The 22401-nt window shown below is 56.5% G+C and carries 20 protein-coding genes; 12 read left to right on the top strand and 8 right to left on the bottom strand.

Annotation, left to right across the window (positions count from 1 at the left end; genetic code table 11):
- Positions 1–353 precede the first annotated feature (353 nt).
- From HMPREF1144_RS02275 to HMPREF1144_RS02240, 8 genes are all read left to right on the top strand, one after another.
- The gene (locus HMPREF1144_RS02275; protein ID WP_042926860.1) at positions 354–1301 is read left to right on the top strand and encodes a sugar-binding transcriptional regulator; all 948 of its coding nucleotides are present in this window, start codon (positions 354–356) and stop codon (positions 1299–1301) included.
- Positions 1302–1371: 70 nt separating this feature from the next.
- Entirely contained in the window at positions 1372–2175 is an 804-nt protein-coding gene (locus tag HMPREF1144_RS02270; RefSeq protein WP_004097722.1) for an SDR family oxidoreductase, read from the top strand.
- A 9-nt stretch (positions 2176–2184) separates the two neighbouring features.
- Positions 2185–2592, top strand: coding sequence for a mannose/fructose/sorbose PTS transporter subunit IIA (locus tag HMPREF1144_RS02265; protein ID WP_009651728.1), 408 nt, complete (start codon positions 2185–2187; stop codon positions 2590–2592).
- Entirely contained in the window at positions 2592–3086 is a 495-nt protein-coding gene (locus tag HMPREF1144_RS02260) for a mannose/fructose/sorbose PTS transporter subunit IIB (protein WP_009651729.1), read from the top strand. The genes HMPREF1144_RS02265 and HMPREF1144_RS02260 overlap by 1 nt, the downstream gene beginning before the upstream one ends.
- Before the next feature lie 186 nt (positions 3087–3272).
- Complete coding sequence (locus tag HMPREF1144_RS02255; protein ID WP_004097718.1) at positions 3273–4070, top strand: PTS mannose/fructose/sorbose transporter subunit IIC; 798 nt, start codon at positions 3273–3275, stop codon at positions 4068–4070.
- Positions 4071–4081: 11 nt separating this feature from the next.
- On the top strand, positions 4082–4906 hold the full coding sequence (locus HMPREF1144_RS02250) for a PTS system mannose/fructose/sorbose family transporter subunit IID (RefSeq protein ID WP_004097717.1): 825 nt from the start codon (positions 4082–4084) through the stop codon (positions 4904–4906).
- A 108-nt stretch (positions 4907–5014) separates the two neighbouring features.
- Positions 5015–6247, top strand: a complete 1233-nt coding sequence (gene sorE, locus HMPREF1144_RS02245) for an L-sorbose 1-phosphate reductase (protein ID WP_009651730.1) — start codon at positions 5015–5017, stop codon at positions 6245–6247.
- Positions 6240–7049, top strand: coding sequence for a shikimate 5-dehydrogenase (locus HMPREF1144_RS02240; protein WP_004097715.1), 810 nt, complete (start codon positions 6240–6242; stop codon positions 7047–7049). Before sorE ends, HMPREF1144_RS02240 begins: the two co-directional genes overlap by 8 nt.
- Before the next feature lie 31 nt (positions 7050–7080).
- Here HMPREF1144_RS02240 and HMPREF1144_RS02235 read toward each other — a convergent pair whose 3' ends face one another.
- Entirely contained in the window at positions 7081–7398 is a 318-nt protein-coding gene (locus HMPREF1144_RS02235) for a CcdB family protein (protein WP_042926856.1), read from the bottom strand.
- Entirely contained in the window at positions 7398–7691 is a 294-nt protein-coding gene (locus HMPREF1144_RS02230; protein WP_042926854.1) for a type II toxin-antitoxin system CcdA family antitoxin, read from the bottom strand. The genes HMPREF1144_RS02235 and HMPREF1144_RS02230 overlap by 1 nt, the downstream gene beginning before the upstream one ends.
- A 236-nt stretch (positions 7692–7927) precedes the next feature.
- Here HMPREF1144_RS02230 and pepE point away from each other — a divergent pair, with 236 nt between their 5' ends.
- Positions 7928–8617, top strand: coding sequence for a dipeptidase PepE (gene pepE, locus HMPREF1144_RS02225; protein WP_009651725.1), 690 nt, complete (start codon positions 7928–7930; stop codon positions 8615–8617).
- A gap of 246 nt (positions 8618–8863) precedes the next feature.
- On the opposite strand, the gene HMPREF1144_RS02220 is transcribed toward pepE, so the two are convergent.
- Both HMPREF1144_RS02220 and metH read right to left on the bottom strand, forming a co-directional pair.
- Positions 8864–10495: a Na/Pi cotransporter family protein gene (locus tag HMPREF1144_RS02220; RefSeq protein ID WP_009651734.1), complete on the bottom strand. Its 1632-nt coding sequence runs from the start codon at positions 10493–10495 to the stop codon at positions 8864–8866.
- A 187-nt stretch (positions 10496–10682) separates the two neighbouring features.
- Complete coding sequence (gene metH, locus HMPREF1144_RS02215) at positions 10683–14366, bottom strand: methionine synthase (RefSeq protein WP_009651735.1); 3684 nt, start codon at positions 14364–14366, stop codon at positions 10683–10685.
- A gap of 195 nt (positions 14367–14561) precedes the next feature.
- Here metH and iclR point away from each other — a divergent pair, with 195 nt between their 5' ends.
- A complete protein-coding gene (gene iclR / locus HMPREF1144_RS02210) occupies positions 14562–15389 on the top strand; it encodes a glyoxylate bypass operon transcriptional repressor IclR (RefSeq protein ID WP_004097706.1) in 828 nt (275 codons plus the stop codon).
- Between the two features lie 9 nt (positions 15390–15398).
- Entirely contained in the window at positions 15399–15803 is a 405-nt protein-coding gene (locus HMPREF1144_RS02205; RefSeq protein ID WP_085954928.1) for an ASCH domain-containing protein, read from the top strand.
- A 13-nt stretch (positions 15804–15816) separates the two neighbouring features.
- Here HMPREF1144_RS02205 and aceK read toward each other — a convergent pair whose 3' ends face one another.
- The 4 genes from aceK to metA form a co-directional block, all read right to left on the bottom strand.
- Complete coding sequence (gene aceK / locus HMPREF1144_RS02200) at positions 15817–17559, bottom strand: bifunctional isocitrate dehydrogenase kinase/phosphatase (RefSeq protein ID WP_042926850.1); 1743 nt, start codon at positions 17557–17559, stop codon at positions 15817–15819.
- A 53-nt stretch (positions 17560–17612) separates the two neighbouring features.
- Positions 17613–18917: an isocitrate lyase gene (gene aceA, locus HMPREF1144_RS02195; protein WP_004097699.1), complete on the bottom strand. Its 1305-nt coding sequence runs from the start codon at positions 18915–18917 to the stop codon at positions 17613–17615.
- A 31-nt stretch (positions 18918–18948) separates the two neighbouring features.
- Positions 18949–20550, bottom strand: coding sequence for a malate synthase A (gene aceB / locus HMPREF1144_RS02190; protein ID WP_004097698.1), 1602 nt, complete (start codon positions 20548–20550; stop codon positions 18949–18951).
- Between the two features lie 259 nt (positions 20551–20809).
- Entirely contained in the window at positions 20810–21739 is a 930-nt protein-coding gene (metA, locus tag HMPREF1144_RS02185) for a homoserine O-acetyltransferase MetA (protein ID WP_009651732.1), read from the bottom strand.
- Positions 21740–21895: 156 nt separating this feature from the next.
- On the opposite strand from metA, the gene HMPREF1144_RS02180 reads away from it, so the two are divergent.
- The gene (locus HMPREF1144_RS02180) at positions 21896–22333 is read left to right on the top strand and encodes an acetyltransferase (RefSeq protein WP_009651731.1); all 438 of its coding nucleotides are present in this window, start codon (positions 21896–21898) and stop codon (positions 22331–22333) included.
- Positions 22334–22401 lie beyond the last annotated feature (68 nt).

Below are 22401 nucleotides of genomic sequence, written 5' to 3'. Positions count from 1 at the left end.
AGCATAAAATCTCCTGTAAAAGCGAAATATACCCTACCTTACGGGCGATAAAAAAGAATCGCGCTCTCGTCGCCTGCCGCTAAATGTGATCTGCCACGCCTTTCAACACAAAAGTGTGCCCATGAAAGCCCGGCAACTTTGCCCGGCGAAACAAAGCAGAATCAGGCTCTTATCACGTCCGGCACAAAGGTGCCATAAACCACCGGTAAGCAACGCAAATGTGCAACAGAAACGGTCGTAACATCATCATGAAATAGAGGAAAATTTCTTTGAAGCGGGTCGCTGATGGGGTTATATCAGATCATGACAGCAACTCTCCCATTTGCACAAATGTGCAGGAGCCGACAGTGACGATGGAAAACAGCGACGATATTCGTCTGATCGTGAAAATCGCCCAGCTCTACTATGAGCAGGATATGACCCAGGCGCAGATTGCCCGCGAGCTGGGGATATACCGCACTACTATCAGCCGTCTGCTGAAGCGCGGCCGCGAGCAGGGCATCGTCACTATCGCCATCAACTACGACTACAACGAGAATCTGTGGCTTGAGCAGCAGCTAAAACAAAAATTTGGCCTCAAAGAGGCGGTGGTGGCGGCCTGCGACTCACTGCTGGAGGAGGATCAGCTCAATCATATCGGCCTGCATGGCGCGCAATTGGTCGACAGGCTGCTGGAGCCGGGCGATATCGTCGGCTTCTCCTGGGGTCGGGCGGTGCGCGCGCTGGTGGAGAATCTGCCGCAGGCCAGCCAGTCCCGTCAGGTTATCTGCGTGCCGATTATCGGCGGCCCCTCCGGAAAACTGGAAAGTCGCTACCACGTGAATACGCTGACCTACGGCGCAGCGGCGAAGCTGAAAGCGGAATCTCATCTAGCTGATTTCCCGGCACTGCTGGATAACACATTAATTCGCAACGGTATTATGCAGTCCCGTCATTTTAAAACGATTGCCTCCTACTGGGATAACCTGGACGTCGCGCTGGTGGGCATTGGTTCTCCAGCGATCCGCGACGGCGCCAACTGGCATGCATTTTACGGCAGTGAAGAGAGCGACGATCTCAACGCTCGCCAGGTCGCCGGCGATATCTGTTCGCGTTTTTACAACATTGATGGCGCGCTGGTCGAAACCGCCATGAGCGAAAAAACGCTCTCTATCGAGATGGCAAAACTCAAGCAGGCGCGCTACTCGGTGGGTATCGCCATGGGCGAGGAGAAATACGCCGGGATTCTTGGCGCCTTAAACGGTCATTACATTAATTGTCTGGTGACGAATCGAGAAACCGCTGAGTCATTACTGAAGTAAATGTCAAGAATATGATTTCACGCAGCGCTGCTGCGGGGGATCCCTTTATCTAAAGAAACAGGAGTCGATAATGAATACATGGTTAAATTTAAAAGACAAAATAATTATCGTGACCGGCGGCGCATCAGGCATCGGCCTGGCGATTGTCGATGAGTTATTAGCCCAGGGCGCAAATGTGCAGATGAGCGATATTCACGGCGGCGACAAATATCAGAATCGAGATAATTATAATTTCTGGCCAACCGATATTTCCAGCGCCAGCGAAGTGAATAAAACCGTCGAGAGTATTATTCAGCGTTTTGGCCGCATTGATGGTTTAGTCAATAACGCCGGCGTCAACTTCCCGCGTTTATTAGTCGATGAGAAAGCGCCGTCCGGTCGCTATGAATTAAATGAAGCGGCATTCGAAAAAATGGTCAATATCAACCAAAAAGGCGTGTTCCTGATGTCGCAGGCGGTGGCGCGCCAGATGGTTAAACAACGCAGCGGCGTGATTGTTAACGTCTCGTCGGAAAGCGGTCTCGAAGGCTCTGAAGGCCAGAGCTGCTACGCCGCGACCAAAGCCGCGCTGAACAGCTTTACCCGCTCCTGGTCGAAAGAGCTGGGCAAGCACGGTATTCGCGTCGTAGGCGTCGCGCCGGGCATTCTGGAAAAAACCGGGCTGCGTACGCCGGAATATGAAGAAGCGCTGGCCTGGACCCGCAATATCACCGTCGAACAGCTGCGCGAAGGCTATAGCAAAAATGCGATTCCTGTTGGTCGCTCCGGCCGTCTCAGTGAAGTTGCTGATTTTGTTTGCTATCTGCTCTCAGAGCGCGCCAGCTACATTACTGGAGTAACCACTAACATTGCGGGCGGCAAAACGCGCGGCTAAGGGGGAAACATGGTTAACGTCATCTTCTGCGCTCACGGTCAGCTGGCCTGCGCCATGCTCGACTCGGTACGCATGGTTTACGGCGATGTCCACGTCAGCGCCGTGGCGTTTGTACCGGGGGAAAACGCGGGCGATATCGCCGGTAAGCTTGAAGAGTTGGTAAGTACTCACAAAGAGGGGGAGTGGCTCATCGCCGTCGATCTACAGTGCGGCAGCCCGTGGAACGCCGCCGCCGGCCTGGCGATGCGCAACCCGCAGCTTCGGGTCATCAGCGGCCTGTCGCTACCGCTGGCTCTGGAGCTGGTCGATAACCAGCAAACGATGAATGCAGAAGCACTGTGCCAACATCTTGAGACCATCGCCAGCCAGTGCTGCGTCACCTGGCGGCAGCCGGAAACCGTTGAGGAGGATTTCTGATGAACATTACGCTCGCACGCATTGATGACCGCCTGATTCACGGCCAGGTCACCACCGTTTGGTCAAAAGTGGCCAACGCCCAGCGCATCATTATCTGTAATGACGACGTGTATAACGACGACGTTCGCCGTACGCTGCTTCGCCAGGCCGCGCCGCCGGGCATGAAGGTCAATGTGGTGAATATCGAGAAAGCCGTCGCCGTTTATCACAACCCGCAATATCAGGACGAAACGGTTTTTTATTTATTCACTAATCCGCAGGACGTATTAACCATGGTACAGCAGGGCGTCAAAATAGCCACGCTGAATATTGGCGGCATGGCCTGGCGACCGGGTAAAAAACAGTTAACCAAAGCGGTGTCATTAGACGCAGCGGATATTGATGCCTTTCAGCAGTTAGATAAGCTGGGCGTTAAGCTTGATTTACGCATCGTGGCTTCGGATCCGTCGGTTAATATTCTCGATAAAATAGCAGAGCAGTCCGTTACAGAATAATAAAACGCGCCTTTTATTACACACTGTCATTCTGGATGCATCGCGGCGGCAAATGAGCAAGTCACCAGCAGCATAGCTAACTATGTGACTGGGGCGAGAGAGTGCAGTCAACAAAGAGGCAGCCTGAAGAACATCGTGTAAATGCCGTAAAAGGCAGGGATTTCTTTACCCTCAAGGTGACAAATTATGGAAATAAGTACCCTACAAATAATCGCCATATTTATTTTTTCCTGTATTGCCGGGATGGGCAGCGTGCTGGATGAATTCCAGACGCACCGCCCATTAATCGCCTGTACCGTGATTGGCTTAATTCTCGGCGATCTAAAAACCGGGATCATGCTCGGCGGAACGCTGGAGCTGATCGCGCTCGGTTGGATGAACGTCGGCGCGGCGCAGTCTCCGGATTCGGCGTTAGCCAGCATTATCTCCGCCATCCTGGTGATCGTGGGCCAGCAAAGCATCGCTACCGGAATAGCGATTGCGCTGCCGGTCGCTGCCGCAGGTCAGGTGCTCACCGTGTTCGCCCGCACCATTACCGTGGTGTTCCAGCACGCGGCGGATAAGGCCGCGGAAGAGGCGCGCTTCAGAACAATCGATCTGCTGCACGTGTCGGCGCTGGGCGTTCAGGCGCTGCGCGTCGCCATTCCCGCACTCATCGTTTCTCTGTTTGTCAGCGCGGATATGGTCAGCAGTATGCTCAACGCCATTCCGGAATTCGTCACCCGCGGTCTGCAAATCGCCGGCGGTTTTATCGTGGTGGTCGGCTACGCCATGGTGCTGCGCATGATGGGCGTGAAGTATCTGATGCCCTTCTTCTTCCTCGGCTTCCTCGCGGGCGGCTACCTCGACTTTAGCCTGCTGGCCTTCGGCGGCGTCGGGGTCATCATCGCGCTGATTTATATCCAGCTTAATCCGCAGTGGCGTAAACCCGAACCGCAGGCCGCCGCCACCTCTTCCACTGCCCTTGACCAGCTTGACGACTGATGGAGCCCAACATGGAACAGAGAAAAATTACCCAAGGCGACCTGGTGAGCATGTTTCTGCGCTCCAACCTGCAGCAGGCGTCATTCAACTTCGAACGTATTCACGGGCTTGGCTTCTGCTACGACATGATCCCGGCCATCAAGCGCCTCTACCCGCTGAAGGAGGATCAGGTCGCCGCGCTGAAGCGCCATCTGGTGTTCTTCAACACCACTCCGGCAGTCTGCGGGCCGGTGATTGGCGTCACCGCCGCGATGGAGGAAGCCCGGGCCAACGGCGCCGCTATCGACGATGGCGCCATCAACGGGATCAAAGTTGGCCTGATGGGGCCGCTGGCAGGCGTGGGCGACCCGCTGGTATGGGGCACGCTGCGGCCGATTACCGCCGCCCTCGGCGCCTCGCTGGCGCTCTCCGGCAATATTCTTGGACCGCTGCTGTTCTTCTTTATTTTCAACGCGGTACGTCTGGCGATGAAGTGGTACGGGCTGCAGCTCGGCTTCCGTAAAGGGGTCAATATCGTCAGCGATATGGGCGGCAACCTGCTGCAAAAACTGACCGAAGGCGCCTCCATTCTTGGTCTGTTTGTGATGGGCGTGCTGGTGACCAAGTGGACCACCATCAACGTCCCGCTGGTGGTCTCGCAAACCCCGGGCGCCGACGGCTCGACCGTCACCATGACCGTTCAGGACATCCTCGATCAGCTCTGCCCCGGCCTGCTGGCTCTGGGCCTGACGCTGCTGATGGTGCGTCTGCTTAATAAGAAAGTGAACCCGGTATGGCTGATTTTCGCCCTCTTCGGTTTGGGGATTATCGGTAACGCGCTGGGCTTCCTGTCCTGATTCTGTCCTGATTATTCCGCCCCGGCGATGCCGGGGCTACTTCAACAAGTTAGACCCAAAAGATTTCGCAGCCGTAATGCGAAAGATGAAGGGGATGAGGTGGTAAACATGCAAACAACAACAGCCCTGCGGCTCTACGGCAAACGCGATCTGCGCCTGGAAACCTTTGAACTTCCGGCGATGCAGGATGATGAAATTCTCGCCAGGGTGGTCACCGACAGTCTGTGCCTCTCCTCCTGGAAAGAGGCGAACCAGGGCGAGGACCACAAAAAGGTGCCTGACGATGTGGCGACAAACCCAATCATTATCGGTCATGAGTTCTGCGGGGAGATTATCGCCGTCGGCAAAAAATGGCAGCACAAGTTTCACGCCGGCCAGCGCTATGTGATTCAGGCCAACCTGCAGCTGCCGGATCGCCCGGACTGTCCCGGTTATTCTTTTCCATGGATCGGCGGCGAAGCCACCCACGTGGTGATCCCCAACGAGGTGATGGAGCAGGATTGCCTGCTCTCCTGGGAGGGCGACACCTGGTTTGAAGGCTCGCTGGTGGAGCCGCTTTCCTGCGTGATTGGTGCCTTCAACGCCAACTATCATCTGCAGGAAGGCAGCTATAACCATGTGATGGGCATTCGCCCGCAGGGCCGCGCCCTGATCCTCGGCGGCACCGGCCCGATGGGCCTGCTGGCCATCGACTACGCGCTGCATGGCCCGATCAACCCGGCGCTGCTGGTGGTCACCGATACCAATAAGCCAAAGCTCAGCTATGCGCGCCAGCACTATCCCTCCGAGCCGCAAACGCTGATTCACTATCTGGATGGGCGCGACGCCAGCCGCGAAACGCTGATGGCGCTCTCCGGCGGGCACGGCTTTGACGATATCTTCGTCTTCGTCCCTAACGAACAGCTCATCACTCTGGCATCCTCGCTGCTGGCTCCGGACGGCTGCCTGAACTTTTTCGCCGGCCCGCAGGATAAGCAGTTCAGCGCACCGATCAATTTTTACGATGTGCATTACGCCTTCACCCACTACGTGGGCACCTCCGGCGGCAATACCGACGATATGCGCGCCGCCGTAGCGCTGATGCAGGAGAAAAAGGTGCAGACCGCGAAGGTGGTGACTCATATTCTGGGGCTGAACGCGGCGGGCGCGACCACCCTGGATTTACCGGCGGTAGGCGGCGGTAAGAAGCTGGTCTATACCGGAAAAAACATTCCGCTGACGCCGCTGGGAAACATTAGCGACCCGCAGCTGGCGGCGATTATGGAACGTCACCACGGTATCTGGTCAAAAGAGGCGGAAGAGTATCTGCTGGCCCACGCGGAGGATATTGCTCATGATTGATCGCGATACGCTGCTGTGCATGTCGCTGGCCGGTCGCCCGGGTAACTTCGGCACCCGCTTTCATAACTACCTGTATGAAAAGCTGGAGCTGAACTATATCTATAAAGCGTTTACGACCGAGGATATAGCCGCGGCGGTAAAGGGCGTGCGCGCATTAGGCATTCGCGGCTGCGCGGTCTCGATGCCGTTTAAAGAGAGCTGCATAGCGTATCTTGACGCGCTTGCCCCTTCGGCAAAGGCGATTGATTCGGTCAATACCATCGTCAACGACGACGGCAGGCTGACCGGGCTGAATACCGACTATATCGCGGTGAAAAGCCTGATTGACAGCTATCAGCTCGATTCCTCAGCCAAAGTGATGATCCAGGGCAGCGGCGGAATGGGCAAAGCGGTCATCGCCGCCTTCCGCGATGCCGGTTTCCGCGATGTGATTATCGCCGCCCGCCATCGCGAGCGCGGCCTGGCGCTGGCAAAGCAGTACGGTTTTCAGTGGCAGCCCAGGCCGGAGGGAATCGCAGCGGATATTCTGGTTAACGTCACGCCGCTCGGCATGGCGGGCGGCGCGGAAAGCGAAACCCTGGCCTTTAGCCCGACGATGGTGGAACGGGCCGACGTGATATTTGACGTGGTCGCTCTGCCGCCGGAAACCCCGCTCATCAAGCTGGCGCAGAGGCTGGACAAGCGCGTTATCAGCGGCGCGGAGGTGATTGCCCTGCAGGCGGTGGAGCAGTTTGCGCTCTACACCGGCGTGCGTCCGGAGGCGGCGCTGGTCGCTGAAGCCGCGGCCTTTGCCAGAGGATAAAGGCAAAACGGAGAGCGCCTGGGAGGGCGCTCTAATAACCGTTGATCAGAAAGTCGATTGCATCGCGCAGCGCAGCCCTTTCCGCCGTCAAATCAGCGACGCGCTTGCCCAGTTCTTTCTGCGGCAAACCCGCCATCATATGCGTCATCACAATATAAGTTTGACCGGCAATCGTAATCACGGGACAAATTTTGGTCGGAGGCTGGGTATCGGGTAGTTGGTTTTGTTCTATCACAGGGGCAACCAGGATATGCTTCAGGACATTCGCGCACGGATGCTGTAGGTTGATTAAATAAGGGAAAACCTTTTTACCGCTTCCCCTATTCTCATAAGCGCAATATTGTTCCATCAGAACGGCCTTTGAAAATCACTAAACGAACCGTTTTCTTCTACCCATTGGTTAATCGTATCGATCGATTTCTTATTGTCTCGTAACCACTCTTCACGTTTGTGCTCACGAAGTTTTTCAAGCAAAGCTTCCGTTAAAACCGCCGAAATGTTGATTTTAAGTTTACGCGCCTCTTCCAGGATTTCAGGCGAAAGCGAGACATTGACTGATTTTTTAACGTTCGACGAAGTGCGCATGATAGCCCCCATGGTAATGCGCATGACATGCCTCAGATTAGCGTAATAAACGAGCATTTTCTATTCCTTTGCCTGTGAATCATCAACGTAAAACTAAGCAGTTCCCGCTAACCTGTCACGCCCGGTAGAGTCAGTCTGCGAGGCACTTTCCAGTTTAATTCAGAGAGTCGCTGCGCCAATAATCACCGTTCCGCTATGTTCAGCGCGTCTCAGCGTGAGCCACGTCAGCAAGCGGTAAGATATCCTGTGATAACATCCCTGCCCGAATAATCATCTGGCCAAATGGAGAAATGATGGAACTGCTGCTATTGAGTAACTCAACGCTGCCGGGCAAAGCCTGGCTGGAACATGCGCTGCCGACCATTGCCGGGCAGCTAAACGGCCGCCGTTCTGCGGTATTTATTCCTTTCGCCGGGGTGACGCAAACCTGGGACGATTACACCGCGAAAACCGCCGCCGTCTTCAGCCCAATGGGCGTCACGGTCACCGGTATTCACAGCGTCGCTGACCCGGTTTCGGCGATTGAGAATGCGGAGATAGTTATCGTCGGCGGCGGCAACACCTTTCAGCTGCTGAAAGAGTGCCGCGAACGCGGCCTGCTGGCGCCGATAGTAGATGTGGTGAAGCGCGGAGCGCTGTATATCGGCTGGAGCGCGGGCGCTAACCTGGCCTGTCCGACGATTCGCACCACTAACGATATGCCGATTGTCGACCCTAACGGTTTTGCTGCGCTGGGGCTGTTCCCGCTGCAAATCAACCCGCACTTCACCAACGCGCTGCCGGAAGGCCATAAAGGCGAGACCCGCGAACAGCGGATCCGCGAGCTGCTGGTGGTTGCGCCGGAGCTGACGATTATCGGCCTGCCGGAAGGCAACTGGATACAGGTGACGCAGGGCCACGCTACCCTTGGCGGCCCGAATCCCACGCTGGTATTCAGAGCCGGAGAAGACGCGGTGACCCTCAACGCCGGTCATCGTTTCTAAACCCCGTGCGCACGTTTCCCGGAGGCGGCGCTGCGCGCCTGTCCGGGCTACCATCCCGCAGACGGTGGAGAACTCGTAGCCCGGGCAAGGCGCTCTGCGCCGCCCCCGGGAGCAAAGCGCAGAGTGGCATAATTCCCCGGAGGCGATGCTGCGCATCTGTCCGGGCTACCATCCCGCAGACCGCGGTAAACCTGTAGCCCGGCTAATCGCAGCGCGAGCCGGGGATGTCTGGCGGCACATAAGCGCTTAATAATCATCGCGCTCATCGTCCTCATCCGGCTGCTCCATCACGCTATAGGCTACCGAGCAGAACAGTGAATTCAGACGCTTCATATCGCCCAGCAGCGCCAGGTGCAGTGTACTGGTCTCAATACTCTGCACGTTTTGCTGATGCAGGCGGTCAACGTGGGCATGCGAGTAACGACGGTTCATGATACGAAAACGATGCTTGCTGCGGCGCAGGCGGCGGGCGCTCGGCACGTCGCCGGAGAAGAAAACCGACATCGCCAGCTGCAGATTGCTGAGCAGCTGCTCGTAGAGGGCATCCAGCTCTTTTAATCCCTCCATGGAGAACGCGCGCCGCGCGGCCAGCGATTTATCGGCGATCTCGCTGCCCATTCTTTCGACGATATCCGAAGCCTGCTCGAGGTTAAGCGCCATTTCGATAATTTCCGCCCAGCGGCGGGACTCCTCATCCGCCAGCTCCTCTTTCGGCATCCGCGCCAGATAGAGCTTAATGGCGGTGTAAAGTACGTTGATATCGTCCGCCATCCGCCGCAGCTCTTTCTCCTCACGCGGCTCGCCGTGCATCACTTTATGCAGGCTTTCCAACATCTGCTCCATGGCATCGCCAATACGCAGGGTTTCGCGGGCGGCATTGGCCAGCGCCAGGGCGGGCGTATCCAGCGCCGAAGTATCAAGATGCTTCGGCTTCAGCCGCGCGTCCAGCTCGGGCTCATCGCGAATCAGACGCTTACAGAGGTTAGCCATCGGCCCGGCAAACGGCACCATGGCGATACAGCGGATCAGGTTATAGAAGACGTGGAAATAGATAACCAGTTCGGATTTTTGCAGCGGGAGTTCATCCATGACGTTTGCCAACAGATGCACAAACGGCAGGATAATCAGGCTACCCACCAGCTTAAACAGCAGGCTCCCGAGCGCCACGCGGCGCGCGGCGGCATTGGCGCCACTGTTGTTTAGCATGGCCAGTAGCCCGGATCCGAGGTTGGCGCCGATCACCAGGCACAGCGCCACAGGAAACGAAATCACGCCGGTGGCGGTTAACGTTGCGGTCAGCAGCACCGCTGCCAGGCTTGAATAGCTGATGATGGCAAACACCGCGCCGATCAGCGCATCCAGCATAATATCGCCGGTCAACGAGGCGAAAATCACCTGTACGCCGTTAGCCTGGGTGATGGGATGCACCGCCTGCACGATCAGCTCCAGCGCCAGCAGAATCAAGCCCAGACCAATCCCCACGCGCCCGAGCTGGCCCGCGCGCGTTTGCTTGCGCCCAAGGAAGAAAATCACGCCGATAAAAATCAGCAGCGGCGAAAGCCAGGACAGATCGAAGGTCAGCACCCTCGCCATCAGCGCGGTACCGACGTCAGCGCCCAGCACCATCACCAGCGCAGGGGCCAGCGCCACCAGATCCTGGGCGACAAAAGAGGTGACCAGCATGGTGGTGGCGTTGCTGCTCTGCACCAGCGCGGTAACGCCGATCCCCGCGCAGAAGGCGAGCGGTTTTTTCTCCACGCTGCTGCTGAGTACGCTTCGCAGACGAGCGCCGTAGACGCGCATCACGCCGGTACGGACGATATGGGTGCCCCACACCAGTAGGGCGACGGCGGACAACAGGTGTAGCAGAGTTAACACGGAATCAGCTTCTCCTTATATTTATTCGTTCCCGAAACTCAGAAACCGTTACAGGCCGGATAGCGCTTCACTTATCCGGCGGCAACGATCGCAAGCTTCCTTCAGTATAAGGGTTTACGCACAATAAAGAGACAGGGCGCTCCTTGAGCGCCCTGTTAGTTGTAAGGAAAGATAACGGTTTGGTGGATCAGTCGGCATCGTAACCGAGGTTCGGCGCCAGCCAGCGCTCCACTTCCGCTACGCTCATCCCCTTACGCAACGCATAGTCTTCCACCTGGTCGCGCTGAATTTGCGCTACCGCGAAGTATTTGCTGTCCGGATGGCTGAAGTACCAGCCGGAAACCGACGCGCCGGGCCACATGGCAAAAGATTCCGTCAGCTTCATGCCGGTGCGTTTTTCCACCTCCAGCAGCTCCCAGATCGTCGCCTTTTCGGTGTGCTCCGGGCAGGCCGGATAGCCCGGCGCCGGGCGAATTCCCTGGTAGTTCTCGCGGATCAGCTCCTCGTTGCTGAGGTTTTCGTTCGCCGCATAGCCCCAGTAAACCTTACGCACCCGCTCATGCAGATATTCGGCAAAGGCTTCCGCCAGGCGGTCGGCAATCGCCTTCACCATAATCTTGTTGTAGTCATCGTGCTGCGCTTCCCAGGCGTCGGCCAGCGCGTCTTCCTCAAGGCCGCCGGTCACCGCAAAGGCGCCGATATAGTCCGCCTTCCCCGACAGCTTCGGCGCGACAAAATCCGCCAGGCAGTAGTTGGCAAAGCCGACTTTCTCCGTCTGCTGGCGCAGATGATGCCCCACCGTCAGCACGTGAGTCCGGGTTTCATCGCGATAAATTTCAACATCGTCGCCGACGCGGTTAGCCGGGAACAGCCCCACCACGCCGCGCGGATTCAGGGCCTTCCCGGCGCTGAGCTTATCCAGCAGTTCGTTGGCATCGTTGAACAGGCGCTGCGCCTCTTCGCCGACCACTTCATCTTCCAGAATGCGCGGATACTTACCGGCCAGCGACCAGGTCATAAAGAACGGCGTCCAGTCGATATAGTTACGCAGGGTTTCGATACTGGCCTCAACCTCATGCACGCCCAGACGATGGGCCACCGGGGGAGTGTAGCTTGCCCAGTCAAAGGCCAGGTCGTTATCGCGCGCGGCCTCCAGCGTGACCGGCGGGGTGCGCGGCTTTTTTCGCCCGTGCTGAATACGTACCGTTTCGTACTCTTTGCGGGTACGGGCGACAAAATCATCGCGCTGGCTATCGGACAGCAGCGCGGCGACCACGCCAACGGTGCGCGAGGCGTTCTGCACGTAGACCGTCGGCCCGCTGTAGTTCTGCTCGATTTTCACCGCCGTGTGCGCTTTCGAGGTGGTTGCGCCGCCAATCAGCAGCGGAATAGTAAAGCCCTGACGCTCCATCTCCTTCGCCACGTTGACCATCTCATCCAGCGACGGCGTAATCAGCCCGGAGAGGCCAATCAGGTCGGCGTTAACCTCGCGGGCGGTTTTCAGGATTTTATCCGCAGGCACCATCACGCCAAGGTCGACGATTTCGTAGTTGTTACACTGCAGCACCACGCCGACAATATTCTTGCCGATGTCGTGAACGTCACCCTTCACGGTGGCGATGACCATCTTGCCGTTGCTGGAACCTTTCTCTTTGCTGGCCTCAATATAGGGTTCGAGGTAGGCCACCGCCTGCTTCATGACGCGGGCGGATTTCACCACCTGCGGCAGGAACATTTTCCCTTCACCGAACAGGTCGCCGACCACGTTCATGCCATCCATCAGCGGCCCTTCGATAACCTCAATCGGACGCGCGGCCTGCTGGCGGGCTTCTTCGGTATCGAGCTCGATAAATTCGGTAATGCCTTTAACCAGCGAGTATTCGAGGCGTTTTTTGACGTCCCAGCTGCGCCATTCCGCCTGCTGAGCGTTGGCGGTATCGTCGGTTTTGCTGCCGCGATACTTTTCCGCCAGATCGAGCAGACGTTCAGTGCCGTCATCGCGGCGGTTCAGAATCACATCTTCAACCGCATCGCGCAGCTCGGCGGGAAGGTCGTCGTAAATCGCCAGCTGGCCGGCGTTAACGATGCCCATATCCATGCCGTTGCGGATGGCGTAGTAGAGGAATACCGCGTGAATCGCCTCGCGCACCGGGTCATTGCCGCGGAACGAGAACGACACGTTAGAGACGCCGCCGGAGATCAGCGCGTGCGGCAGTTCGCGTTTGATATCTTCGCAGGCGCCGATAAAGTCCTGGGCATAGTTGTTGTGCTCTTCAATTCCGGTCGCCACGGCGAAAATATTCGGGTCAAAGATAATGTCTTCCGGCGGGAAGCCCACCTCTTCGGTGAGAATTTTGTACGCCCGGCGGCAAATTTCAATTTTCCGCTCGCGGGTATCGGCCTGGCCCACTTCATCGAAGGCCATCACCACGACGGCGGCGCCGTAGCGGCGCACCTTTTTCGCATGCTGGATAAACGGCTCAACGCCCTCTTTCATCGAGATGGAGTTAACGATGCCTTTACCCTGGATACACTTAAGGCCCTTTTCGATGACCTCCCATTTGGAGGAGTCGATCATAATCGGCACGCGGGCGATATCCGGCTCACCGGCGATCAGGTTGAGGAAACGCGTCATCGCCGCTTCGGCGTCGAGCATCCCCTCATCCATATTGATATCGATAATCTGCGCGCCGCTTTCCACCTGCTGGCGCGCCACATCCAGCGCTTCGTTATATTTTTCTTCTTTAATCAGTCGCTTGAATTTCGCCGAGCCGGTAACGTTGGTGCGTTCGCCGACGTTCACAAACAGGCTGTCATCGCCGATATTCAGCGGCTCAAGGCCGGAAAGACGGCAGGCGACGGGGATTTCCGGCAGCTGGCGCGGCGGCAGGCCGGCGACCGCGCGGCTCATGGCGGCGATATGTTCCGGCGTGGTGCCGCAGCAGCCGCCGACAATATTCAGGAATCCGGCTTCAGCCCATTCGCGAATTTGCGCCGCCATCGTATCGGCGTCCAGGTCGTATTCGCCAAAGGCATTCGGCAGACCGGCGTTCGGGTGGGCGGTAACGTAGCATTCGGCGATACGCGACAGCTCCTGCACGTACTGGCGCAGCTCATCCGGCCCCAGGGCGCAGTTGAGGCCAAACGTCAGCGCATCGGCGTGGCGCAGCGAGTTATAAAAGGCTTCGGTGGTCTGGCCGGACAGCGTGCGCCCGGAGGCGTCGGTGATGGTGCCGGAGATCATAATCGGCAGATCGACTCCCAGCGCTTCAAACTCCTCTTTAACCGCAAAGATCGCCGCTTTGGCGTTGAGGGTATCGAACACCGTCTCAATCAGAATCAGATCCGCCCCGCCTTCCACCAGCGCTTTGGTGGATTCACGATAGGCTTCCACCAGCCCGTCAAAGGTGATGTTGCGGAAGGCCGGGTCGTTGACGTCGGGAGAAATGGACGCCGTGCGGTTAGTCGGGCCGAGGACCCCTGCGACGTAGCGCGGTTTTTCCGGCGTGCGCGCGGTCCAGGCATCGGCGCTGGCGCGGGCCAGTTTCGCCGCCACAAAGTTGATTTCCGCCGACAGGGATTCCATCTGGTAATCCGCCATCGCGATGGTCGTCGAGTTAAAGGTGTTGGTTTCAATGATATCCGCCCCGGCCGCAAAATAGGCATCGTGGATAGCGGTTATCACATCCGGCTTGCTGAGAACCAGCAGGTCGTTGTTGCCCTTCAGGTCGCACGGCCAGTCGGCAAAGCGCTCGCCGCGAAAGTCCTGCTCACTCAGACGGTAGCTCTGGATCATGGTGCCCATGCCCCCATCCAGAACCAAAATACGTGCTTTTAACTGCTGATGCAGTTGCTCAACTTTGCTGCTCACACTCGCTCCCGACAACGCTCAACCAGACCGAAAAAACTCAACAGACCATACTGGCACAAACCGAAGGGGTGGAAAAGAGAACAGCGGGCAAGATGAGACATGTTCAGCTTCACTCATCCGATCAGTCGGGTAGTGATTGCATTATTGCCAAATAAAACGAAAATCATTTCCACGATACAGAAAAAGGAGTCCACGATGGCGACCCCCGCTCCCGCAAAACGCGGCAGAAAACCTGCCTCCCCCGCCGCCGCTCCGGCCGGCGGGCAAGTTCAGTCCTTGACCCGCGGACTGAAGCTGCTCGAATGGATTGCTGAATCCCACGGCAGCGTGGCGCTGACCGAACTGGCCCAGCAGGCCGGTCTGCCTAACTCCACGACTCACCGCCTGCTGACGACCATGCAGCAGTTGGGTTTTGTTCGTCAGGTCGGTGAGCTGGGCCACTGGTCGGTGGGTGCCCATGCTTTTGTCGTCGGCAGCAGCTTCCTGCAAAGCCGTAATCTGTTGGCGATCGTCCATCCGATTTTGCGTCAGCTGATGGAAGATTCCGGTGAAACGGTTAACCTCGCGGTGCTTGACCAGAGCGATCATCAGGCGATTATTATCGATCAGGTGCAGTGTACGCAGCTGATGCGTATGTCGGCACCGATTGGCGGTAAGCTGCCGATGCACGCTTCCGGCGCCGGAAAGGCGTTTCTGTCGCAGCTAAGCGAAGAGCAGGTTACCGGTCTGCTGCACCGTCAAGGGCTGCACGCTTATACCCATGCCACCCTGGTATCGCCGGTACATCTGAAAGAGGACCTGGCCCAGACGCGTAAGCGCGGCTACTCGTTTGATGACGAAGAACACGCGCTGGGCCTGCGCTGCGTGGCGTCGTGCATTTATGATGAACATCGTGAGCCGTTCGCCGCCATCTCCATTTCCGGGCCCATTTCCCGTATTACCGATGACCGCGTGACCGAGTTCGGCGCGATGGTGATTAAGGCGGCGAAAGAAGTGACGCTGGCCTACGGCGGAGTGCGCTAAATGAGCGATCTGAAATCCTACTGGCAGGATAAATACCCTTCTGCTTTCTGCTGGTCTTTCGGCGATTCACCGGCGCTGGCCGACGAACTGGCTGCCCTGGTTATCGCCGGGAAGAAGCGCGGTACCTGCGGCTCGCTTGCCAGCTATCAGCAGGAGCAGCCACCCGTGACGCCAGGGGCATATCACATTGTACTGGACGGCAAAGGGAAAGCCGTCTGCGTGATACGCACCCTGACCCTCAGGCTCATTCGCTTTAACGAAATGAGCCCTGAACTCGCCGCGCTGGAAGGCGAAGGCGATTTGAGCCTCGCTTACTGGCAATCGGCGCATCAGGCATTCTTTGAACGTGAAGGTACCTGGGCGCCGGATATGGAACTGGTGTACGAAGAATTTGCCGTTATCGAAACAGCCTGAAGCAGGCCATCGGTTATCCCGCCTGCTTCAGGTCGCCGTAGCGCACGCTAAAACGCTGACGGCGGCGATAGGCGTAGACGTCTTCCACGTGGCCGTTGCGGATACGCGTTTGCAGCTCCCGCCAGTAGTCGGCGCGCAGCAGGTCGGCGTGCATCTCTTCAAATAGCGGTCCGATGCGCGGGTCAGCGCACAGCCAGTGGCAAAACTCTTCCGGAAAAACATCGCCAGGCGAGACGCTATACCAGGGCTCGCTGGCAAGCTCATCCTCCGGGTAGCGCGCCGGCGGGATCTCGCGGAAATTCACCTCCGTCATATAGCAAATTTCATCGTAATCGTAGAACACCACCCGGCCGTGACGCGTGACGCCAAAGTTTTTAAATAGCATATCGCCGGGGAAAATGTTGGCGGCGGCCAGCTGACGAATGGCGTTGCCGTACTCCTCTACCGCATCGCGCAGCGCCGGACCGTCCACCTGCTCCAGCCAGATATTCAGCGGCACCATCCGCCGCTCGATATAAAGATGGCTGATCGCAATCCGATCGCCGAGATCGGTAATTTTCGCTCCGGCTTCGGTTTGTAACAGGGCCATAAGTTCGGGCGCAATTTGCCGTTTCTCCAGGACGAAGTTCTCAAACTCCTGGGTATCAGCCATCCTTCCCACGCGGTCGTGCTCTTTGACTAGCTGATAGCAGGCGCGCACGTGGGCGGCGGTCATCTCTTTCTGCGGCGCAAAGCGGTCCTTAATGACTTTAAATACCCGGTCAAATCCCGGCAAAGTAAACACCAGCATCACCATGCCGCGAATCCCTGGCGCTTCGATAAATTGCTCATCGCTGCGGGAAATATAGTGCAGGTATTCCCGATAGCTCTCGGTTTTCGCATGCTTCTGGCAGCCAATCGCCATGTACAGTTCAGCGGTGGTTTTCCCCGGGAGAATCTCGCGCAGCCACTCGACCAGCGCGCCGGGCAGCGGCGCGTAAACCATAAAATAGGAGCGGGCGAAGCCAAAAACGATGCTGGCTTCGGCATGCGTCGTCAGACAGGCGTCGACAAACAATTCGCCTTCATCGGTGCGATGAATTGGCAGAAGAAAAGGCAGTGTCGCCATCGGCGTAACCAGTTTGCCTACCAGCCAGGCCGCCTTATTGCGGTAAAACAGTTCATTCGCCACCTGCAGGTGCGACCGGGAAAGCAGCTCACTGCCGAGTGCCTCCTGCAGGCAAGCGGTGATATAACCGATATCGCGCGCACTGTTTTGCCACGGCAGACGAAGAGGAAGATCGGATAACACTTTGCGTAATAGCGTGTCCCAGCCGCGCTCGGGGAAGAAATCTTTGGCCAGCGGGCGCGGGATAGCGCGTAAGCGCCGCTCTGGCTGAGAGCTGAAAATAAAAAGCCGCTCGGGAGTCAGCGAGCGGTGGTCAAACAACCGGCAATAAACGGAATTGAAAAAGCTCTCCGCAATTTCGAAGCGAGGGTAATCCGGCAGCAGGTGGGTATAGTGTTCTTTTACCCGCAGCAAAAAATCGGTATCGGTATTTTTACCATCGGTAATACAGCGCAGCTGCTCGACGACCAGGCCGACATGGTGATCGTAGAGATGAATACGCTGCTTCATCGCCTGCTGGACGGCATGCCAGTCAGCCTGTTCAAAGCGCTGCTGGGCGCCGGAAGTCACTTCAAGAAAACGACCGTACTGGGCGTCAAAACCCTGCAAAATAGTTTGAGCAATCAATAATTCCAGGCCACGCGTCATCTCTTCCCCCTCACCCATCCCTCTCCCCCGGATAAAGGGAGAGGGGGAAATTATCAGAACTGATCTTCTTCTGTAGAGCCGGTTAACGCCGTGACTGACGAGGCTCCGCCCTGGATAATGGTGGTGACCTTATCGAAGTAGCCGGTGCCGACCTCCTGCTGATGAGAGACAAAGGTATAGCCATCTTTAGCCGCTGCGAACTCCGGCTGCTGGACCTTCTCAACGTAGTGCTTCATCCCCTCGCCCTGGGCGTAGGCGTGGGCCAGGTCGAACATGTTGAACCACATGCTGTGAATACCGGCCAGGGTGATGAACTGATACTTGTAGCCCATATCCGACAGCTGCTGCTGGAAGCTGGCAATGGTTTTATCATCCAGCTTTTTCTGCCAGTTAAACGACGGCGAGCAGTTGTAGGCCAGCAGTTTGCCCGGATATTTCGCGTGGATCGCGTCGGCAAAGCGCTTCGCCAGCTCGAGGTCCGGGGTAGAGGTCTCACACCACACCAGGTCGGCATAGGGCGCGTAGGCCAGCCCGCGGCTGATGGCCTGTTCGATACCGGCATGGGTACGGAAGAAACCTTCGCTGGTACGGTCGCCGGTAATGAACTGGCGATCGTAAGGATCGCAGTCTGAGGTAATTAAATCCGCCGCATCGGCGTCAGTGCGAGCGATCACCAGCGTCGGCACGCCCATGACGTCCGCCGCCAGACGCGCGGCGACCAGTTTCTGAATCGCCTCTTGCGTGGGGACCAGCACTTTGCCGCCCATATGGCCGCATTTTTTCACCGATGCCAGCTGGTCTTCGAAGTGTACGGCCGCTGCACCGGCCTCAATCATCGATTTCATCAGCTCAAACGCATTAAGCACGCCGCCAAACCCCGCTTCCGCATCGGCGACGATTGGCAGGAAATAATCGGTATAACGCGGATCGTTCGGCTCAATGCCCGCAGACCACTGGATCTGATCCGCGCGGCGGAAGCTGTTGTTGATCCGATCGACCACGGCCGGTACCGAGTTCGCCGGATAGAGCGATTGATCCGGATACATGCTGGAGGCCAGGTTGGCGTCCGCTGCGACCTGCCAGCCGGAAAGATAAATCGCTTCAATGCCCGCTTTCGCCTGCTGCAGCGCCTGACCGCCGGTCAGCGCGCCCAGGCTGTTGACGTAGCCTTTTTTCGCTTCCCCGTGCAGCAGTCGCCACATCTTTGCCGCGCCCAGCTGCGCCAGAGTACATTCCGGGTTGACCGAACCGCGCAGCTTCACCACGTCTTCGGCGCTGTATGGGCGAGTAATGCCTTCCCAGCGCGGATTCGTCCACTCTTTGTTTAATTCTTCGATTTGTTGGGTACGGGTTTTCATGTGCAGATGCTCCATATTGTTGTGTGGTGAATTAGGCCAGAAGGCGATAGCCCGGCAGGGTTAAGAAATCGATCAGCTCGTCGGAGGTGGTGATCTGTTCCATCAGACGAGCGGCTTCATCAAAACGCCCGCTGCTGTAGCGGTGCTCGCCCAGTTCGTCCTGAATCACCCGCATCTCTTCAGCCAGCCACTGGCGGAATAGCGCTTTGGTAACCGGTGTGCCGTTACTGAGGGTTTTCTCATGGTGGATCCATTGCCAGATGGAGGTGCGGGAGATTTCCGCCGTTGCCGCATCTTCCATCAGGCCATAGATCGGTACGCAGCCGTTGCCGGAGATCCACGCTTCGATGTACTGCACCGCCACGCGAATGTTGGCGCGCATGCCCTCTTCGGTTCGTTCGCCCTCGCAGGGGGCCAGCAGCTGTTCAGCGGTAATCGGCGCATCGTCTTCGCGGGTAACGGACAGCTGATTTTTGTTCTCGCCCAGTACACCGTTAAAGACGGCCATCGCGGTGTCAGCCAGCCCGGGATGCGCGATCCAGGTACCGTCATGACCGTTATTCGCCTCCAGCGATTTGTCCGCTTTTACCTTGTTCAGCACCTGGTTGTTTCGCTCGGCATCTTTGCTCGGAATAAAGGCCGCCATGCCGCCCATCGCAAACGCGCCGCGCCTGTGGCAGGTCTTAATCAACAATCGCGAGTAGGCGCTGAGGAAAGGCTTGTCCATCGTCACCACCTGACGGTCCGGCAGAACGCGATCCGGATGATTCTTCAGCGTTTTGATATAGCTGAAGATGTAGTCCCAGCGCCCGCAGTTCAGACCCACAATATGGTCGCGCAGGGCGTGCAGAATTTCGTCCATCTGGAATACGGCGGGCAGCGTTTCGATCAGCAGCGTGGCTTTGATGGTGCCACGCGGCAGCTCAAAACGGTCTTCCGTAAAGCTAAAGACTTCACTCCACCACGCGGCTTCCTGCCAGGCCTGAGTCTTCGGTAGATAGAAATAGGGGCCGCTGCCTTTTTCCAGTAACGCTTTGTAGTTGTGGAAGAAATAGAGGGCGAAATCGAACAGACTGCCGGGAATCGCTTCCCTGCGCCACGTCACGTGTTTTTCCGGCAGATGCAGACCGCGCACGCGGCAGATCAGCAGCGCCGGGTTCGGCTTGAGCTGATAAATCTTGCCGGCTTCATTGGTGTAGCTGATGGTGCCGTTAACCGCATCGCGCAGGTTAATTTGCCCATCAATGACTTTGCTCCATTCGGGCGCCAGTGAGTCTTCGAAATCCGCCATAAAGACTTTTACATTCGCATTGAGCGCATTGATGACCATCTTGCGCTCTACCGGACCGGTAATTTCTACCCGCCGATCCTGCAAATCGTCCGGAATACCGCGGATCGTCCAATCACCGTTGCGAATGGAAGCTGTTTCCGAAATAAAATCTGGAAGCTTACCGTTATCAATTGCCTGCTGCTGCTGGATACGCGCGGCCAGGAGTTTATTGCGCTCAGGCGTAAAGCGGCGCACCAGCTCGGTCAGAAATTCTACGGCCTCAGGCGTTAAGATTTGCTTCTCCTGGTCGCCATATGGCTGGCTAAAAGCCAGTTCGTCAGTGATTGTCGCCTGCTGCGTCATGTGCTGCTCCTCTTGGTTGATCCAGTTGGCGCGAACGTAAGATCGTTGTGTAGTTTTCGTTCAGCACAATTAAGACTACGCATTTATTTTTCAAAATCAAAAACAATTTCCATTTTTAATTTAATTATCATTTAACCTATTGATAACAATGAAGATAAAGTTTAATTACAATATGAGCTGCGTTTCGGAAATAAAAAAGGCACCCGAAGGTGCCAGAGGCAAAATGCTGAAACGCTTTAGGATCGCGTTGTGTAGAATATTAATCCAGAGTCGGATTCATATGGCGTAGATCGTATGGTGTAATCTGGTAGACGTAATAATTCAGCCAGTTGATAAACAGCAGATTGCCATGGCTTCGCCAGGTGGCACGAGGTTTTTTCTGCGGATCGTTTTGCGGGAAATAATTGTGCGGAACCTGTGGATCGAGGCCCGCTTCTACATCGCGGAAAAATTCGCTGGCCAGGGTGTTCGCGTCATATTCCGGGTGGCCGGTCACGAAGGCGATGCGCTTATCTTTGCTGGCGAACAGGTAGGCGTCCCCTTCTTCCGTCTCCGCCAGGATCTCGAGGTCGGTGTAGTCGCGTATCAGCGCCGCCGGGAAATCAGCATAGCGCGAGTGCGGGGCCAGAAAGCTATCGTCAAAGCCGCGGGTTAACAAGGCATGGGGTTGCAGGATATGGTGTTCGTAGACGCCGGAAATCTTCTCAGAGCGGGTCTGTTTAGGGATACCGTAGAGGATATTGAGGGCTGCCTGTACCGCCCAACAGACAAACAGCGTTGAGGTAACATGATCTTTTGCCCACTCCAGTACCTGCTTGATCTGCGGCCAGTAGGCAACATCATTAAATTCAACCAAACCTAAAGGTGCACCGGTAACAATCAGGCCATCAAAGTTCTGATCGCAAATATCTTCAAAGTTGCAGTAGAAGTTGTTCAGATGTTCCGCCGGAGTATTACGTGATTCGCGGGCATCGATGCGCAGCAGCTGGATATCAAGCTGCAGAGGAGAGTTGGAAAGCAGTCGCAAAAACTGATTCTCAGTCTCGATTTTCTTCGGCATCAGATTAAGGATGAGCACCTTCAGCGGGCGTATTTCCTGAGTCGTCGCGCGAGTTGTCGTCATCACAAAGACGTTTTCATTACGCAAGAAATTGACGGCCGGTAGCTCGTCCTGCACCCGAATTGGCATAACTTTATTACCTCATAGCATACGTATAAACGTTTAGACATCCAGACAGCTGAAGATACCCAGGAATAAGGTGAATGTCGAGCCTGCAGGTGCAGGGTGAGAAAATTTCACGGAGATTTTTACGTTAGAATATAAGAACCAATAAAAGGAGCAAATATGGTTATTAGTATCCGCCGTTCACGGCATGATGAAGGGAAAAAACTGATTGCGATCTGGCGTCGGTCGGTCGATGCAACGCACGATTTTTTATCAAAAGAGTATAGAGCGGAACTGGAAGATCTGGTGAGCGCGTTTTTACCCGAAGCGCCGCTATGGGTAGCGGTGACGGAGAAAGACGAGCCGGTCGCCTTTATGCTACTTACGGGGGAACATATGGATGCGCTATTCGTTGACCCTACGGTCCGCGGCTGCGGCGTGGGTAAGTTGTTGATTGAACACGCGCTGACGTTAGCGCCCAAACTGACGACTAACGTTAATGAGCAGAATGAACAAGCGGTCGGATTTTATAAGAAGATGGGCTTTAAGGTGACAGGCCGTTCTGAGACGGACGATCTTGGAAAACCCTATCCGTTATTGAATTTGGTACATGAGTAATGAAGTAAGACCGGATAAGGGTACACCGATGTCCGGTCGGTTCAGGCGACAAAAACGCAAAAAGCCCA

This window comes from Klebsiella sp. OBRC7 (genome assembly GCF_000293135.1).
Classification (GTDB): Bacteria; Pseudomonadota; Gammaproteobacteria; order Enterobacterales; family Enterobacteriaceae; genus Klebsiella; species Klebsiella michiganensis.
The sequence above is the reverse complement of the archived record's forward strand: the minus strand, read 5'-3'. Positions and strand labels throughout refer to the sequence as shown.